This window comes from Nocardioides sp. LML1-1-1.1, assembly GCF_040676175.1.
Taxonomy (GTDB): domain Bacteria; phylum Actinomycetota; class Actinomycetes; order Propionibacteriales; family Nocardioidaceae; genus Nocardioides.
Map to the genome: position 1 here is coordinate 319,130 of NZ_JBEGHK010000005.1, position 16,060 is coordinate 335,189.

Genomic DNA, 16,060 nt, shown 5'->3' on the forward strand with positions numbered 1-16,060 from the left:
AAGTGAGCGCCAGCGACGAAGTGAGGAGCCCGTCGCGAGCGTGAGCAAGTCCACTCCCGCACCGCCTCGGTGAGTCCGGCGCAGCAGGTCTAGCCTGCTCAGGTGACAGGCGACGCGGCGAGCAGCAGCTCGGCCCCGTCGAGGCGCTGGATCGTGTGGGCCGTCGGCCTCACCGTCTACGCGCTCGCCGTCTTCCACCGCAGCAGCCTGGCCGTCGCCGGTCTCGCGGCGACCGAGCGGTTCGGCATCTCGGCGAGCCAGCTGGCGTCGTTCACGATGCTCCAGCTGCTGGTGTACGCCGCCATGCAGATCCCCGTCGGCCTGATGGTCGACCGCTACGGCTCCCGGACCGTGCTGACGGTGGCGGTAGCCGTGGTGAGCCTGGGACAGGCGGGCTTCGCCTTCGCGCACGACTACCCGACGGCACTGGCGGCTCGCGCGTTGGTCGGGGTCGGTGACGCGATGACCTTCATCTGCGTGCTGCGCCTGGTCACCTCGTGGTTCCCGCGCGGGCAGGTGCCGCTGGTCAGCCAGCTCACCGGCAACCTCGGCCAGCTCGGCGCGCTCGCGGCAGCGGCTCCGATGACCTGGGCGCTGGGGCAGCTCGGCTGGACCCGGTCCTACCTCGCGGGCGCGGTGGCCGGCCTGGTCATGCTGGTGGTGCTCCGGCTGGTGCTGAACGACGCGCCGGACCGGGCCCACCTGCGCGGCGTGCCGATGAGCGCCCGCGCGCTCGCCACCAGCCTGGCCGCCTCCTGGGAGCAACCGGGCACCCGGCTGGGCCTGTGGATCCACTTCTCCACGCCGTTCAGCCCGGCCCTGCTCGGGCTGCTGTGGGGCTTCCCGTTCCTCGTCAGCGCCGAGCACCGCTCGGAGGCGACGGCGGGCGCGTTGATCTCGCTGCTGTTCGTGACCAACCTGTTCTACGGCCCGCTGATGGGCTGGCTGGTCGGCCGTCACCCGTGGCACCGCTCGACGATCGGGCTGACCATCGTCGCCGCGATGGCGACGGTGTGGGGTGCCGTGCTGCTGTGGCCGGGCGACGCCCCGCTGTGGCTGCTCGTGGTGCTCGTGGTCGTCGTCGGCGCCGGGGGACCGGGCTCGATGGTCGGCTTCGACGTGGCCCGCACCAGCAACCCCGACCACCGTACGGCGAGCGCGAGCGGCATCATCAACGTCGGCGGCTTCACCGCCTCGCTGATCGTGATCGTCGCGGTCGGCGTCGTGCTGGACGCCCTGTCGAGCGGCTCCACCGGCTCCTACGGACCGGAGGCGTTCCGCTGGGCGATGGCCGTGCAGTACCTGCTCTGGGGCCTCGGCGCGTCGCAGATCGTGCGCTACCGCCGCCGGATCCGCGCCCTGACCACCCGCGACCAGGTCGCCGGCGGCTCCAGCATGGTCGTGTTCAGCCCCGCCTCGCGGTGAGCCCCACGAGCCGCGCCACCACGAGCGCCACGTAGAAGACGCCCGCCACCTGCTCGATCATCACCAGCGAGCGCGCGTGCGCGAGCACCGGGTAGACGTCGGAGAGCCCGACGCTGGTCAGCGTGGTGAAGGAGAGGTAGAGCAGCTCGAACCAGGGCAGGGCGTCGGAGCCGTCGGGGCTGGCGTAGCCGACGAAGGAGCCGGGCCACACGACCTGGGCGGCGGCGTACAGGTAGGCGAAGCCCCAGGCGACCACGGTGAAGGCGGCGCCGGTGGCGAAGAGCTCGTCACGGGTGACCTTGTCGTCGTGGAAGAGGTAGCGGATCAGCGCGTAGGAGACGAAGAAGTAGAAGGGCACGTGGAAGGCCGCCGAGGCGACCACGATCCACCCGACGTCGGGCTGCACCGCCTCGGCCACCGCGAGGACGACGGCCGGTGTCCCGAGGAGCAGCGCGACCCAGGTCAGCACCTCGGTACGGCGCACGGCCCACACCGCGCTCAGCACGACCACCATCTGGGCGACCCCGGCGAAGGCCCGGCCCACGGTCGAGTCCTGCAGGCCCGGGTAGGCGAGCACGAGCACGAGCTGGGCGACGAGCAGCACCGCCGAGGGGTGCGCCACGATCGCCTGCACGGGCGCCGGGAGGCGGGACGCGGGCTGCTGCACGCCCTGATCCTAGGCACCGGAACGGCTGAACCTGTGAATGCGATGGCCTAGCGTGACCCGTTCGGAGCAGGGTGCGTTGACCCAGTGCGGTATCCGATGTGGTCCACGTCCTGGGTGTCGCGTTGGTCACAAACGAGAACGTGTTCTACTATTCCCGGCAACGGGAGCGGGAGAAGGAGGGGTCGTGGCGTTCAACGCCCAGTCGGTCGTGCGCGGCCCCGGCGAGATCGCGCTGATGGTCGTCGAGGTGACCAAGCGGATCTTCACCCGCCCCTTCCAGCTCCGGGAGTTCCTGGAGCAGGCCTGGTTCGTCACCAGCGTGACGCTGATGCCGACGATCATGGTCTCCATCCCGTTCGGGGCGGTCATCTCGCTCCAGGTCGCCAACCTCACCGGCCAGCTCGGCGCGGAGTCCTTCGCCGGCGCCACCGCGGTGCTCGCGACCGTGCGTGAGGCGGCGCCGATGGCCGCGGCGATGATCATCGCCGGCGCCGCGGGCTCCGCCATCTGCTCCGACCTCGGCGCGCGCAAGATCCGCGAGGAGATCGACGCCATGGAGGTGCTCGGCATCGACCCCCTCGAACGCCTGGTGGCGCCGCGGGTGGTCGCCACCATGTTCGTCGCGGTGATGATCAACGGCATCGTGATCGGCACCGGCATCGGCGGCGGCTACTTCTTCACCGTCATCGTCAAGGGCGGCTCGGCGGGCGCCTTCCTGTCCACCTTCACCGCCCTCGCCTCGCTGCCCGACCTCTACATCGCGATGGTCAAGGCCGCGATCTTCGGCTGGCTGGCGGCGATCATCGGCTCCTACAAGGGCCTCAACGCCGGCGGCGGCCCCAGCGGCGTGGGCCGGGCCGTCAACGAGTCGGTCATCGTCGCCTTCATGGCGCTGTTCTTCCTCAACGCCGTGATCACCGCGATCTACTTCCAGATCGCTCCGCCGGTGGGGTTGTGATGTCCGTCGTCTCCGAGCTGGCCTCCAGCACCGTCAAGTCCGGGCGCGCCACCCTCGAGGGGTACGGCGACCAGCTGCTCTTCTACGTCAAGGCGATCGCCTGGGCGCCGCGCGCCGTGCGACGCTACCGCCGCGAGATCACCAACACCCTCGCCGAGGTCGCCTTCGGCGCGGGCGGGCTCAGCCTCATCGCGGGCTCCGCGGGCGTCATCGCCTTCATGGCCTTCTTCGCCGGCACCGAGGTCGGCATCCAGGGCTACGCCTCGGTGAGCCAGATCGGCGTGGCCAAGTTCAGCGCCTTCATCTCCGCCTACTTCAACACCCGCGAGGTCGCCCCGCTGGTCTCCGCGATCGCGCTCGCCGCGACCGTGGGCTGCGGCTACACCGCGCGCCTGGGCGCGATGCGGATCTCGGAGGAGATCGACGCGCTCGAGGTGATGGGCATCCCGTCGCTGCCCTTCCTGGTGACCACCCGGATGATCGCGGCGTTCCTCGCGGTGATCCCGCTCTACATCGTGGCGCTGTGCGCGTCGTACCTCTCGCCCCGGCTGATCGTGGTCTACATCTACGGCCAGTCGCCGGGCACCTACGACCACTACTTCCTGCAGTTCCTGCCGCCCATCGACATCCTGTGGTCCTTCTTCAAGCTGCTCTTCCTCGCCGTGGCGGTGATCCTCATCCACTGCTACTACGGCTACACCGCCTCGGGCGGACCGGCCGGGGTCGGCCGCGCGGTCGGCACCGCGATCCGGACCAGCATCGTGACCATCGTGGTCGCCGACTTCTTCCTCAGCTTCGCCATCTGGGGCTCCACGACCACCGTGCGGATCACGGGGTAGCCGCCGATGCTCGTCAACATCCACCACGACAACGCGCGTGAGCACAACCGGCTGCTCGTGGCCGGTGTCGCGTTCCTGACCGTGCTCGCCCTGCTGGTGTGGCTGTCGATCTCGCTCTACAACAAGGCCTTCGACTCCACGACGACCGTGACGGTCAAGGCGGACCGGGCCGGCCTGCAGCTGCCGAAGTTCGGCGACGTACGCATCCACGGCGTGCTGGTGGGCCGCGTCGACAAGATCGACCAGGACGGCGAGCAGGCGGTGATCACGCTCGCCCTGGAGCCGGACGCCGCGAAGCGGATCCCCTCCAACAGCAGCGTGCAGATCCTGCCGACGACCCTGTTCGGCCAGAAGTTCGTCTCGCTGGTCCGCCCCGAGAGCGCCCCCGCGCGCGCGTTCCGCGACGGCGACGTGATCCCCGCCGACCGGGTGGAGACCAACGTCGAGCTCAGCCAGGTGCTGGCCGACCTCTTCCCGTTGCTGCGCGCCGTGCGTCCCCAGGACCTCAACCGGACCCTGAGCGCGCTGGCCACCGCGCTCGACGGGCGCGGCGACCAGCTCGGCCGGACGATGGACGAGCTCGGCACCTACGTCGGCGCGATCGGCGAGCACCTGCCGACCCTGCGCCAGGACCTCATCTCGCTGGCCGAGGTCGCCGACGCCTACGACGTCGCGGCGCCCGACCTGCTCGACGTGCTCGACAACGTCACGGTCACGAGCAAGACGATCACCGAGAAGGCCCGCGACCTCGACACCTTCTTCTCCGACCTGACCGGCCTGGCCGACACCGCCACCCGGGTGCTGGCCACGAACGAGCAGAACCTGATCCGGATGGGCCAGGTGAGCGCGCCTGTCGTCGGCCTGCTCGCGAGGTACTCGCCCGAGTTCCCCTGCCTGATCCGCGGCGCCGCCAACTACGAGCCGATCCTGTCCAAGACCTTCGAGGGCGACGTGGTGAAGCAGTACATCGAGATCGGCGCTCCGCAGTACCGCGTCTACGACGAGCGCGACCTGCCGACGTACGGCGAGGTGGGGCACGGTCCGTGGTGCGCGGGGCTGCCGAAGTTCACCGTCCCGGGCAAGAAGTACACCTTCGACCAGGGCACCGACCAGGACGAGAAGGGCGGCTACCTGCCGTTCCCGATCCCCGGGCTGCCCAACCCCAACCCGGCCAGCCTCGACGGCTCGGTCGGCAGCAACGCGGAGCAGAAGCTGGTCAACGCGATGCTGGCCGGCCGGAGCGGGCGCTCGGCGGACACCTACGGCGCCCTCGGCTCCCTGCTCTACGGACCGGTCGTGCGCGCCGGGAAGGCGGCCTCGTGAGCAACGCGACCGCCCACCAGCTGCTCAACCGCCGCAACGCCGCCACCACCGCGGCGGCGGTCAAGCTCGGCATCTTCACCGTCATCTCGATCGTCGTGACCGGGATGCTCGCGGTGATCATGGGCAACATCGGCTTCGGTGACCGCAACGAGTTCCAGGCGATCTTCACCAACGCCACGATGCTGGAGAAGGGCGACGACGTCCGGGTGGCCGGCGTCAACGTCGGCGAGGTCAAGAAGGTCGAGCACTACCGCCGGTCGATGGCGAAGGTGACCTTCAAGGTCGACGCCGGGGTGGACATGACCACCTCCTCGCGCGCGGAGATCCGCTTCCTCAACCTGGTGGGCGACCGCTACCTCGCGCTGCTGCCGGGGAGCACGGCGAAGGAGGCCGAACCGCTGCGCGACGGCGCCACCATCCCGGTCGACCACACCTCGCCGTCGCTGGACCTGACGACCCTCTTCGACGGCTTCAAGCCGCTCTTCGCGGCCCTGACCCCCGACCAGGTCAACGAGCTGAGCATGAACCTGGTGCAGGTGCTGCAGGGCGAGGGCGGCACCGTCAAGAGCCTGCTCTCCCACACCGCCTCGCTGACCAGCACGCTCGCCGACCGGGACGCGCTGATCGGCCAGGTCGTCACCAACCTCAGCTCCACGCTGAAGACCGTGGACGCCCGCCACCAGCAGCTCAGCACGCTCGTCGTCGAGCTCAAGGACTGGATGACCGACCTCGCCAAGGACCGCGACACCATCGGCTCCTCGCTCGACAACATCTCCCAGCTCACGGTCACCGTCGCCGACCTCCTGCGCCGCGGCCGGCCGCTGCTCAAGGAGGACATCGCCGCGCTGCGCGAGCTGTCCCAGCTGCTCAACAAGCCGGAGAACCGCAAGAACCTCGCCGAGCTGCTCGACCGGATGCCGGAGACGATGACCGACCAGACCCGGACCGGCACCTACGGCTCGTGGTACCAGTACTACGTGTGCGGCGTCTCCGCACACATCAAGCTGCCGATCATCGGCGAGCAGGCGCTGCTCAAGCAGCTCACGAAGTACATCGAGAACTTCTCGTTCAAGTCGACCGCGCCGAGGTGCCAGAAGTGATGGCCCGCCCCACCGACGCCCGCATCCTCCGCCTCGGCGTGATCACCCTCGTGGTGATGGCGCTGGTGTCCGCGGCCACCTTCAACCTCGGCAAGTTCCCCGGTTTCCGCGGTACGACGTACTACGCCGAGTTCAGCGACGCCAGCGGCATCCACAAGGGCAACATCGTCCAGGTCGGCGGCATCCGGGTCGGCCGGGTCACCGACGTGACCCTCGCCGGGGACCGGGTGAAGGTGAAGTTCGAGCTCAAGGGCGACGTCGACTTCGGCAAGGAGAGCAAGGCCTCGATCAAGGTGCTCAACCTGCTCGGGGAGAAGTTCCTCGACGTCCAGCCCGAGGGCGAGGGCCAGCTCGCCTCGGGAGGCACCATCCCGGTGGAGCACACCGAGTCGGCGTACGACATCGTCGGGGTGTTCACCGACCTGACCACCACCACCGAGCAGATCGACACCGACCAGCTCTCGACGGCGCTGGACACCGTGGCCGACACCCTCGACGTCTCCGCCCCGGAGATCCGCGCCTCCTTCGACGGCATCGCCCGCCTCTCGCGCAGCGTGGCCTCGCGGGACGCCGAGATCCAGAGCCTCTTCGAGAGCTCCAAGTCGGTCAGCAAGGTGCTCAGCGAGCGCAGCCAGGACATCGTGTCGCTGATGAAGAACAGCGACCTGGTCTTCAAGGAGCTGACCAAGCGCCGCGACGCCGTGCACGACCTGCTCGTCAACGCCCGCACCCTGGCCCAGGAGCTGCGCGGGCTGGTGAAGGACAACGAGAAGCAGATCGGCCCGGCGCTGCAGGAGGTCGACGGGCTGGTGTCCTTCCTGGTGTCGAAGAAGCAGAAGATCAAGGAGACGCTGGCCGCGCTCGGCCCCTACGTCTCCATCCTCAGCAACATCATCGGCACCGGCCCGTGGTTCGACGCCTACGCGTCCAACCTGCTCGCGCTGCCCACCGGTGAGTTCGTGCCGGGGACGGTGAACTGAGGCGATGGTGACCACCGTGCTCAAACGCATCGACCGGCGCCTGCTGGTCGTGCTCGGCGTGCTCCTGCTCGTCGCCGTGACGATCAACCTCCTCCGCTCGCCCGCGGAGGTGCGGACGGTGACCGCGCACTTCCCCCGCGCCGTCAGCGTGTACGCCGGCACGGACGTGCGCGTGCTCGGCGTCAACGTCGGGAAGGTGACCGCGGTGATCCCGGAGGGCAACTCGGTCCGGGTCGAGATGGAGTACGACGCGGCGTACCAGGTCCCGGCGGACGCGAAGGCCGTCATCGTCACCCCCACCCTCGTCGCGGACCGCTTCGTCCAGCTGACGCCGGTGTGGAAGGAGGGCGACAAGGTGATGGCCGACGGCGCCGACATCGCGCTGCCCGAGACCGGTGTGCCGGTCGAGCTGGACCGGATCTACGAGAGCCTGCAGTCGCTGACGCTGGCGCTCGGCCCCAACGGCGTCAACAAGGACGGCACCCTCGACCACCTCCTGGAGGCGGGCACGAAGGCCTTCGACGGCCAGGGCGCGAAGGGCAACCAGATGATCCGCGACCTCGCCGAGGCCGCGGAGACCTTCGGCGACGGCGCCGGGCCGCTGTTCGAGACGGTGACCTACCTGGCGAAGTTCACCCAGACCCTGGCCCGCAACGACACCCTGGTCCGGGCCTTCATGCAGGACCTGACCGGGGTCTCGGCGATGCTCTCGGAGGAGAGCGACGAGCTGGAGAAGGCCGTCGCGGCGGTCGCCTCGGCGGTCGGCAGCGTCAAGGGCTTCGTCACCAAGAACCGCGACGGGTTCGTCACCGACGTCCGCAAGCTCACCGAGGTGATGAACACGATCGTCTCGGAGAAGGACAACCTCGAGACCGCGATCAGGATCGCCCCGACGGCGATGGCCAACCTGCAGGTCGGCTTCGACCACGTCACCGGCTCGCAGAGCAGCCGGATCGGGATCGGCGGCTACATCTGGGACGCCGACGGCTTCATCTGCGCGGTCATCCAGCAGAACCCCGCCATGCCCGCCGCGCTCAAGGACACCACCTGCGCCCTGCTGAAGAAGGTCCTGGAGCCGGTGCTGACCAAGCTGCCGTGGCTCCCGCCGGAGTACAAGCAGTTCCTGCCCAAGACCGCCTCCGGCACGACCCAGGGCGCCCCCGGTACGACGCAGGGCGTGGGCGCCGACACCTCGCAGGGCATCCAGCTGCCGCAGTCCACGCAGGTGACCTACGCCACCGGCGACGGGGCGACGGTCCAGGACCTCCTGGGAGGTGGCTCATGAGCACCCGACCGGTCCGCCGCTGGCGGACGAGGGCGACCGCGCTCCTGGCCGGCCTGGTGGTGCTGACCGGGTGCAGCAGCTTCGACGGCGCCTACGACCTGCCGCTGCCCGGGCACGAGGTCGACGGCGACGACGCGTTCGAGGTGACGGCCTACTTCCGCGACGTCCTGAACGTCGTCCCGCGCTCGCCGGTGATGGTCGACGACGTGGTCGTCGGCGAGGTCTCCGAGGTCGAGCGCTCGGGCTGGAACGCCAAGGTCAAGCTGCTGGTCCGCAAGGACGTGGAGCTGCCCGACAACGCGATCGCCGACATCCGCCAGGTCTCCCTCCTCGGTGAGAAGTACGTCGCCCTGGAGGCACCCACCGAGCAGCCGGCGACCGGCCGGCTGTCCGAGGGCGACACCATCGAGCTCGCCGCCACCGGGCGCAACCCGGAGGTCGAGGAGGTGCTCGGCGCGCTGTCCTTCCTGCTCACCGGCGGCGGCGTCGCCCAGCTCGGCACGATCACCCGCGAGGCCAACCTGGTGATGTCGGGCCGCGAGGACCGGTTGAAGGCGCTGCTCGGCTCGCTCGACGGGGTCGTCGGCACCCTGGACCAGCAGAAGGTCCAGATCATCAACGCGCTGCAGTCGCTCAACAACCTCACCTCCACGCTCAACGAGGAGAAGGACACGATCGGCGACGCGCTCGACGCCACCGGTCCGGCGGTCCGGGTGCTCGCCGGCCAGCACGACGAGCTCGTCGAGATGCTCGGCGCGCTGGACCGGCTCGGCAAGGTCGGCACCCGGGTCATCAACGCCAGCAAGGACGACGTGCTGCGGATCCTGAAGGACCTCAGCCCGATCCTGCGCAAGCTGCGCGAGGCCGACGAGCAGCTGGCGCCCGGGCTCAACCTGCTGGTGAGCTTCCCGTTCCCGCAGTCGGCCAACAAGATCGTGAAGGGCGACTTCGCCAACACCATCGCCCGCGTCGACCTCGACTTCACCAACCTGTTCCGAACGCTGGGCATCCCGATGCTCCAGCTGCCCGACGTGGGCGAGGTGCTCGACCAGGTGGCGCGCTGCCTGCAGAGCGGTGACCTGTTCGGCACCGCCTGCGCCAAGGTGCTCAGCAGCCTGGACCTGCTCAAGGACCTCAAGGCCCAGTGCAAGCTGCCGGACCTCAAGAACAGCCCCGTCTGCAAGCTGCTGACCTCGCTGCCCAGCCTCGACCTGGGCAAGCTGCTGCAGGGCGGCCTGATCGGGCCGAACGGCGCGCTCTCCGGGCTGACCCAGGGGCTGGTGCAGCCCGGGGCGTCGTACGGCGACACCGACCAGCTGTTGGGAGCGACCGCATGAGCCGCGGGGTCCGGATCCGGTTGATGGCCTTCGTCGCCCTCAGCGCGATCGGCATCACCTACGTCACGGCGAGCTATCTCGGCGTGGTCGACAAGGTCACCGGCCGCAACATCACCGTGACCGCGAGCCTGCCGGGCTCCGGTGGCGCCTTCGAGGGCAGCGAGGTGACCTACCGCGGCGTGAAGATCGGCAAGGTCACCAAGATGACCGCCACCGAGGAGGGCGTGGACCTCACCCTCGACCTGCGCCACGACACGAAGCTGCCGCTGGACGCCAAGGTCTCGGTGCACAACCTGTCGGCCGTGGGGGAGCAGTACGTCGACTTCGTCCCGGAGGGCAAGGACGGCCCGTACGCCGCCGACGGCGCCCGCTACCAGGGAGACGCGTCGTCGCTGCCCGTCGACGAGGGCGACCTGCTGGTCGACCTCAGCCGCTTCGTCAACTCCGTCGACAAGGACAGCCTGCAGAAGGTCGTCAAGGAGCTGGGCGTCATGTTCGGCGACACCGGCCGGGACCTGCAGCGCCTGCTCGACGGCGGGTCGGCCTTCATCGAGGAGGCCAACGCGCACACCGACGAGACGATCGCGCTGCTCGACAACAGCCTGACCGTGCTGCGCACCCAGCAGGGGCAGAAGGAGAACATCCGCAAGCTCGCCCGCGACCTCGACACGGTCACCAGCGCGCTGCGGCGCCAGGACGGCAACCTGCGCACCGTGCTGAGCGAGACCCCGGGCGCCGCCAAGGCGGTCCAGGGGCTGCTGCAGGACCTGGAGCCGACCCTGCCGGTCCTGCTCGGGGACCTGGTCAGCACCAACCAGGTCTTCCTCAGCGAGCTGCCGGGTCTGGAGCAGCTGCTGGTGACCTACCCGGCGCTGATCGCGGGCGGTCCGACGGGCAGCACCGCCGACGGTTGGGGCCACGTCAACCTGCAGTTCGACTACAGCGTGCCGCCGTGCACACAGGGCTACGTGCCGCCGGAGAAGTGGCGCTCGACGCAGGACCTGACCGACACGGAGCCGGCCGACGTGAGCTGCACGGCGGGGCCGCCGTACGCCATGCGGGGCAGCAAGTACGCGCCCTCGAACCGCAAGGGCAACGCGTCGCCGGCGCGCGTCTACAGTGGCGTCTACGACCCGTCGAGCGGGTCGGTGCCGGGGCTGGTCGACGACCAGGGCAACCCGGTGCGGCTCAACCAGCCGGAGGACCTCTCGGTCCTGGGAGGGGATGCGTGGAAGTGGTTGCTGATCGGGCCGGTGGCCAGCAAGTGAGCGCGGAGCAGACCGAGGACCCGGGCCGGGTCCGGCTCAACGTCGTCCTCTACGTCGCGACGGTGCTGCTCGGCTGCACGGCCATCTGGATGGGCTTCGTGGTGAACGAGAAGGACGCGTGGCCGCCGTGGAAGGACCGCTCGGTCTCCGCGCCGCGCACCGGACAGGACATGGGCAGCGGCCGCACCACTGCCGTCGGTGCGGCCGACGAGGCCGACCAGAAGCGGGTGGCCGCCCAGCTCGAGGCCGCCACCTCGATGGTCCAGGCGATGGTCAACCTCGACTACAAGGACGCCGACGCCGCGATCAAGGCGGTGCAGGCCCGGGCGACCGGTGAGTTCCGCCAGCAGTACGACAAGGCCGCGGCCGACGTGAAGAAGCTCGCCCAGCAGGCCCAGTCGACGATGGAGGGCTCGGTCATCTGGACCGCGCTCGTCGCCGGCGACAAGGACTCCGCGACCGTCATCGCCGCCACGACCGGCTCGGTCGCCAACAAGACGACCCAGTTCAAGAAGCGGGCCAACCCCTACCGGGTCCAGGTCGAGCTCGTGCTCGTGGACGGCGCGTGGCTCACCAAGGACTTCCAGTTCGTCGCCTGAGGAAGGACCGATGACCCGCCCCACCCCCCGCCGCCCCGCCACCTCGCGCGGTGGCACGCAGCGCCCGCGCAAGATCGCCGGGCAGGCGCCGGTCCCGGCCGCACCGGCCTCGCCCGACACCACCGAGCCCGACGCCACCGAGCCCGACGCCACCGAGCCCGACGCCACCGAGCCCGACGCCACCGAGGTGGAGCAACCGGCGGAGGAGACCCTCGGCGGTGCGGCGCCCGCGCCGGAGCCGGCGGACGACGTACCGGCGCGGCGCGGGGTGCTCGCCCGGCCCAAGACGACCCGGGTGCTCATCGCCACGCTCGTGCTGGTCGCGCTCGCGCTGACCCTCGAGTGCGCGATCCTGGTGGCCGCCAAGATCGGTGACGACGACAGCACGGCCAGCGACGCGCCCGACAAGATGGGCGTGGTGAGCGTGCCCGCCGACCGGCCGGTGCTCGCCGACGACCTCGACGTCAAGGCCGGGGTGGACGCCGCGGCGAAGGCCGCTCAGGAGATCGTCGCCGTCGACTACCAGAAGTTCGACGACGAGGTGGAGAAGGCCGCGGACCTGATGACCGCGCGCTTCGCCGAGAGCTACCGGGCGACGACCGCCGACATCAAGAGCGCGTTCGTCGCCAACAAGACCATCGTGCAGACCACAGTGGTGGCCCAGGGCGTCTCCGCGGCGAGCCGCACCCGGTTGCAGGCGCTGGTGTTCCTCAACCAGTTCGTCCAGCGCACCCGTGCCGGCAAGGCCGAGACGGTGGCGACGCCGTACCGCGTGCTGGTGACGATGGTGCACACGGACAACGGCTGGCTGGTCGACGGCCTGGCCACCGACAAGGAGAAAGAGCAGGGGGAGACCGGTGAGTAGTTGCACCCCGTCCACTAGAACACGTTACAGTTCTGCGTCGTGAGCACCTCCGTCAGCTGTGACGTCGCCATCGTCGGCGCGGGACCTGCCGGGCTGTTCGCGACCTACTACGCCGGCTTCCGGGGCCTGCGCGTCGCGCTCGTCGACTCGCTGCCCGAGCTCGGCGGGCAGGTCACCGCGATGTACCCCGAGAAAGCCATCCTCGACGTCGCCGGCTTCCCGACGGTCAAGGGCCGCGACCTGGTCGACGGCCTGGTCGCCCAGGCGCTGAGCGCCGACCCGGTCCAGCTGCTCGGCCGGACCGCCTCCGGGCTGGTCGCCGACGAGGAGAGCGGTGTCGAGCTCACCCTCGACGACGGCACCGTGGTCGCCGCCAAGGCGCTCATCATCACCGCCGGCATCGGCAAGTTCAGCCCGCGCCCGCTGCCCGCGGCCGCGGACTGGATCGGGCGTGGCGTGGAGTTCTTCGTGCCCAGCTTCGCGCCGTACGCCGGCAAGGACGTCGTGGTGGTCGGCGGCGGCGACAGCGCCTTCGACTGGGCGCTGCACCTCGAGCCGATCGCCCGTTCGGTGACGCTGGTGCACCGCCGCGACGCCTTCCGCGCCCACCGGCGCACCGTCGAGCAGGTGGAGTCCTCCTCGGTCGAGATCGTCACCCGGGCCGAGGTGACCGCGCTGCGCGACGCGGACGGCGGCAGCACCGGCCCGCTCGCCGAGGTCGAGGTCACCGTGGAGGGCGATGCCAAGGACCGCCCGGCCCAGGCCGTGGTCGCGGCGCTGGGCTTCGTCGCCGACCTCGGGCCGCTGCAACAGTGGGGACTGGAGACGCACCGCCGTCACCTCGTCGTGGACCCCGCGATGCGCACGAACCTGCCGCGGGTCTTCGCCGCCGGCGACATCACCGAGTACGACGGCAAGGTCCGCCTCATCGCGGTGGGCTTCGGCGAGGCGGCCACGGCCGTCAACAACGCCGCCGTCGTCGTCGATCCCACGGCCCACGTGTTCCCGGGCCACTCCTCCGAAGGCGGTTGAGCATGAGCAGCGGACGCGACCAGGTCAAGCTGAGCGAGGAGGAGGTGCAGGCCCTCCTGGAGGAGAACGTCAAGGTGCAGGTGGCGGCCAACGGCCACCAGGGCTACCCCCACCTCACGACGCTCTTCTACGTCGTACGGGACGGCAAGATCGCGTTCTGGACCTACGGCCGCAGCCAGAAGATCGTCAACCTCGAGCGCGACGACCGGGTGACCGCGCTGGTCGAGGACGGAACCGACTACTTCGAGCTGCGCGGGGTCTCCATCGAGGGGCGCGCCGAGATCGTGCGCGACCGCGACACCATCCTGGAGATCGGCAAGGCGGTGTCGGTGCGCATGTTCGGCGTCGACTCGTTCGAGGCGCTCGGTGACATCGGTGCGCAGACCGTCGAGAAGCAGGCGACCAAGCGGGTGGGCGTGATCATCCACCCCGAGCGGGTCGCGTCCTGGGACCACCGGAAGATGACCTGAGGAGACACCCATGAAGATCAAGGTCGACTTCGACCTCTGCGAGTCCAACGGGCTCTGCGAGGCGATGGCCCCCGAGGTGTTCGAGCTGGACGACGACGACTTCCTCCAGCTGCACACCGAGGAGACCACGGACGAGAACATCGACAACGTCAAGCGTGCCGTCGCGGCCTGCCCGCGCGCCGCGATCACGCTGGTCGAGGAGTGAGCGTGGAGAGCACCTCGCTGGAGGGCAAGGTCGCGGTCGTCACCGGTGCCGGTGCCGGGCTCGGCCGCGCCGAGGCCGTCGCGCTGGCGCGTGCCGGGGCACGGGTGGTCGTCAACGACCTGCCGGGCGCCGGGGACGAGGCCGTCGAGGAGATCCGTTCCTTCGGGGGAGAGGCGCTCGTCGTACCGGGGGACGTGAGCGAGCGCGCCACCGCCGACGCGATGGTGGCCGCGGCCGTCGAGCAGCTCGGCGGCCTCGACATCGTCGTCAACAACGCCGGGATGACCCGCGACCGGATGCTCTTCAACCTCTCCGACGAGGAGTGGGACGCGGTCATCGCCGTCCACCTGCGCGGGCACTTCCTGCTCTCGCGCAACGCCGCGTCGTACTGGCGCGAGCGGTCGAAGCAGTCGGAGAGCGGCCAGGTCTACGGCAGCATCGTCAACACCGCCTCCGAGGCCTTCCTCGGCGGCTCGCCGGGCCAGGCCAACTACGCCGCCGCGAAGGCCGGCATCGCCGCACTCACCCTCTCCACGGCCCGGGGCCTGGGCAGGATCGGGGTGCGCGCCAACGCGATCTGCCCCCGCGCGCGGACCGCGATGACGGCCGCCGTCTTCGGTGAGGACGAGTCCGGCCAGGCGGTCGACCCGTACTCCGCCGAGCACGTCGCTCCGCTCGTCGCCTACCTCGCCTCGCCGGCCGCCGAGCGGATCACCGGCCAGGTCTTCGTCGTCTACGGCGGCATGGTGGCCCTGGTCGCGGCGCCGGTGGTCGAGCAGCGCTTCGACGCCGCCGGCGACCTGTGGACCGGCGACGACCTCGACAAGCAGCTCGGCGGCTTCTTCGCCGACCGCGACCCCCACGTCGGCTTCGCCGCCGACTCGATCATGAGGCTGAGTGTGTGATGGGACGTCTGGACAGCAAGGTCGCGATCGTCACCGGCGGCGCGATGGGCCAGGGCGAGGCGATCGTCCGCGCCTACGTCGCCGAGGGCGCCCAGGTGGTCATCGCCGACGTCGCCAAGGAGCAGGGCCAGGCGCTCGCCGACGAGCTGGGCGCCGCGGCCCACTTCGCGCACCACGACGTCAGCGACGCCGCTTCCTGGGCCACCCTCGTCGAGGACGCCAACAGCCGCTTCGGCGCCGTCGGCGTGCTCGCCAACAACGCCGGCATCCTCCGCTTCGGCGACATCGAGCGGATGCCGCCGGAGGAGGCCGAGCTGCTGTGGCGGGTCAACCAGAACGGCGTCTTCCTCGGGATGCAGGCCGTCTCCCGCACGATGCGGAAGAACGGCGGCGGCTCGATCATCAACGCCTCCTCCGTCGAGGGCCTCGCCGGGATGCCGTCGTGCACCGCCTACGCCGCCACCAAGTGGGCGATCCGCGGGATGACCAAGTGCGCCGCGATGGAGCTCGGCCCGAAGGGGATCCGGGTCAACTCGGTGCACCCCGGCATGATCGACACCCCGATGACGCGGGTGCACGGCGGCGACGCGGCGATGGAGTACGGCGCCAGCAAGGTCCCGCTGCGCCGGGTGGGCGTGCCCGACGACATCGCGCCGGTCTACGTCTTCCTGGCCAGCGACGAGTCGTCGTACATCAACGGCGCGGAGATCGCCGTCGACGGCGGCGTCACCTCTACCCACGCCTTCGGCGCGTGACGCGGCCCGGCCGGCAGCGCGGCGGGAGGCGATCGCCTGCAGCTTGC

17 protein-coding genes are annotated in these 16,060 nt (G+C 70.3%); 16 read left to right on the forward strand and 1 reads right to left on the reverse strand.

Going from position 1 to position 16,060, the window contains the following annotated elements:
- Nucleotides 1-102 precede the first annotated feature (102 nt).
- A complete protein-coding gene (locus tag MRBLML1_RS18800; protein WP_364518821.1) occupies nucleotides 103-1,425 on the forward strand; it encodes an MFS transporter in 1,323 nt (440 codons plus the stop codon).
- Here the strand turns inward: MRBLML1_RS18800 and MRBLML1_RS18805 are convergent.
- Complete coding sequence (locus MRBLML1_RS18805) at nucleotides 1,406-2,092, reverse strand: ion channel (RefSeq protein WP_364518823.1); 687 nt, start codon at nucleotides 2,090-2,092, stop codon at nucleotides 1,406-1,408. The genes MRBLML1_RS18800 and MRBLML1_RS18805 overlap by 20 nt on opposite strands.
- 235 nt (nucleotides 2,093-2,327) lie before the next feature.
- Here MRBLML1_RS18805 and MRBLML1_RS18810 point away from each other — a divergent pair, with 235 nt between their 5' ends.
- The 15 genes from MRBLML1_RS18810 to MRBLML1_RS18880 are packed head-to-tail and all read left to right on the forward strand — an operon-like array spanning nucleotide 2,328 to nucleotide 16,013.
- Nucleotides 2,328-3,050, forward strand: a complete 723-nt coding sequence (locus MRBLML1_RS18810) for an MlaE family ABC transporter permease (protein ID WP_364518966.1) — start codon at nucleotides 2,328-2,330, stop codon at nucleotides 3,048-3,050.
- Nucleotides 3,050-3,889: an MlaE family ABC transporter permease gene (locus MRBLML1_RS18815; RefSeq protein WP_364518825.1), complete on the forward strand. Its 840-nt coding sequence runs from the start codon at nucleotides 3,050-3,052 to the stop codon at nucleotides 3,887-3,889. Before MRBLML1_RS18810 ends, MRBLML1_RS18815 begins: the two co-directional genes overlap by 1 nt.
- Nucleotides 3,890-3,895: 6 nt before the next feature.
- Complete coding sequence (locus MRBLML1_RS18820) at nucleotides 3,896-5,212, forward strand: MCE family protein (RefSeq protein ID WP_364518827.1); 1,317 nt, start codon at nucleotides 3,896-3,898, stop codon at nucleotides 5,210-5,212.
- Entirely contained in the window at nucleotides 5,209-6,312 is a 1,104-nt protein-coding gene (locus tag MRBLML1_RS18825) for an MCE family protein (RefSeq protein ID WP_364518829.1), read from the forward strand. The genes MRBLML1_RS18820 and MRBLML1_RS18825 overlap by 4 nt, the downstream gene beginning before the upstream one ends.
- Nucleotides 6,312-7,292: an MlaD family protein gene (locus tag MRBLML1_RS18830; protein ID WP_364518831.1), complete on the forward strand. Its 981-nt coding sequence runs from the start codon at nucleotides 6,312-6,314 to the stop codon at nucleotides 7,290-7,292. Before MRBLML1_RS18825 ends, MRBLML1_RS18830 begins: the two co-directional genes overlap by 1 nt.
- Nucleotides 7,293-7,296: 4 nt before the next feature.
- A complete protein-coding gene (locus MRBLML1_RS18835) occupies nucleotides 7,297-8,577 on the forward strand; it encodes an MCE family protein (RefSeq protein ID WP_364518833.1) in 1,281 nt (426 codons plus the stop codon).
- Nucleotides 8,574-9,914: an MCE family protein gene (locus MRBLML1_RS18840; RefSeq protein ID WP_364518835.1), complete on the forward strand. Its 1,341-nt coding sequence runs from the start codon at nucleotides 8,574-8,576 to the stop codon at nucleotides 9,912-9,914. Before MRBLML1_RS18835 ends, MRBLML1_RS18840 begins: the two co-directional genes overlap by 4 nt.
- The gene (locus MRBLML1_RS18845; protein ID WP_364518837.1) at nucleotides 9,911-11,182 is read left to right on the forward strand and encodes an MlaD family protein; all 1,272 of its coding nucleotides are present in this window, start codon (nucleotides 9,911-9,913) and stop codon (nucleotides 11,180-11,182) included. Before MRBLML1_RS18840 ends, MRBLML1_RS18845 begins: the two co-directional genes overlap by 4 nt.
- Entirely contained in the window at nucleotides 11,179-11,781 is a 603-nt protein-coding gene (locus tag MRBLML1_RS18850) for a hypothetical protein (RefSeq protein ID WP_364518839.1), read from the forward strand. Before MRBLML1_RS18845 ends, MRBLML1_RS18850 begins: the two co-directional genes overlap by 4 nt.
- 10 nt (nucleotides 11,782-11,791) lie before the next feature.
- Nucleotides 11,792-12,646 (forward strand): hypothetical protein, encoded by an 855-nt coding sequence (locus tag MRBLML1_RS18855; protein ID WP_364518841.1) that lies wholly within the window; start codon nucleotides 11,792-11,794, stop codon nucleotides 12,644-12,646.
- 39 nt (nucleotides 12,647-12,685) lie between these two features.
- Nucleotides 12,686-13,678 carry an NAD(P)/FAD-dependent oxidoreductase gene (locus MRBLML1_RS18860; RefSeq protein WP_364518843.1) on the forward strand — a complete coding sequence of 331 codons (993 nt, stop codon included), beginning with the start codon at nucleotides 12,686-12,688 and terminating at the stop codon, nucleotides 13,676-13,678.
- Nucleotides 13,679-13,680: 2 nt separating this feature from the next.
- Nucleotides 13,681-14,148: a pyridoxamine 5'-phosphate oxidase family protein gene (locus tag MRBLML1_RS18865; protein WP_364518846.1), complete on the forward strand. Its 468-nt coding sequence runs from the start codon at nucleotides 13,681-13,683 to the stop codon at nucleotides 14,146-14,148.
- 10 nt (nucleotides 14,149-14,158) lie between these two features.
- The gene (locus MRBLML1_RS18870) at nucleotides 14,159-14,353 is read left to right on the forward strand and encodes a ferredoxin (protein WP_364518848.1); all 195 of its coding nucleotides are present in this window, start codon (nucleotides 14,159-14,161) and stop codon (nucleotides 14,351-14,353) included.
- Nucleotides 14,354-14,355: 2 nt separating this feature from the next.
- A complete protein-coding gene (locus MRBLML1_RS18875; protein WP_364518850.1) occupies nucleotides 14,356-15,258 on the forward strand; it encodes a 3-oxoacyl-ACP reductase in 903 nt (300 codons plus the stop codon).
- Nucleotides 15,258-16,013: a glucose 1-dehydrogenase gene (locus MRBLML1_RS18880; protein WP_364518852.1), complete on the forward strand. Its 756-nt coding sequence runs from the start codon at nucleotides 15,258-15,260 to the stop codon at nucleotides 16,011-16,013. Before MRBLML1_RS18875 ends, MRBLML1_RS18880 begins: the two co-directional genes overlap by 1 nt.
- Nucleotides 16,014-16,060 lie beyond the last annotated feature (47 nt).

What these genes read in the sequence shown, in the direction of transcription:
- MRBLML1_RS18820 (WP_364518827.1), top strand. Translation starts at nt 3,896, where the DNA reads ATGCTCGTCAACATCCACCACGACAACGCGCGTGAGCACAACCGGCTG.
- MRBLML1_RS18855 (WP_364518841.1), top strand. Translation starts at nt 11,792, where the DNA reads ATGACCCGCCCCACCCCCCGCCGCCCCGCCACCTCGCGCGGTGGCACG.
- MRBLML1_RS18830 (WP_364518831.1), top strand. Translation starts at nt 6,312, where the DNA reads ATGGCCCGCCCCACCGACGCCCGCATCCTCCGCCTCGGCGTGATCACC.
- MRBLML1_RS18840 (WP_364518835.1), top strand. Translation starts at nt 8,574, where the DNA reads ATGAGCACCCGACCGGTCCGCCGCTGGCGGACGAGGGCGACCGCGCTC.
- MRBLML1_RS18835 (WP_364518833.1), top strand. Translation starts at nt 7,297, where the DNA reads ATGGTGACCACCGTGCTCAAACGCATCGACCGGCGCCTGCTGGTCGTG.
- MRBLML1_RS18880 (WP_364518852.1), top strand. Translation starts at nt 15,258, where the DNA reads ATGGGACGTCTGGACAGCAAGGTCGCGATCGTCACCGGCGGCGCGATG.
- MRBLML1_RS18870 (WP_364518848.1), top strand. Translation starts at nt 14,159, where the DNA reads ATGAAGATCAAGGTCGACTTCGACCTCTGCGAGTCCAACGGGCTCTGC.
- MRBLML1_RS18810 (WP_364518966.1), top strand. Translation starts at nt 2,328, where the DNA reads ATGGTCGTCGAGGTGACCAAGCGGATCTTCACCCGCCCCTTCCAGCTC.
- MRBLML1_RS18815 (WP_364518825.1), top strand. Translation starts at nt 3,050, where the DNA reads ATGTCCGTCGTCTCCGAGCTGGCCTCCAGCACCGTCAAGTCCGGGCGC.
- MRBLML1_RS18845 (WP_364518837.1), top strand. Translation starts at nt 9,911, where the DNA reads ATGAGCCGCGGGGTCCGGATCCGGTTGATGGCCTTCGTCGCCCTCAGC.
- MRBLML1_RS18865 (WP_364518846.1), top strand. Translation starts at nt 13,681, where the DNA reads ATGAGCAGCGGACGCGACCAGGTCAAGCTGAGCGAGGAGGAGGTGCAG.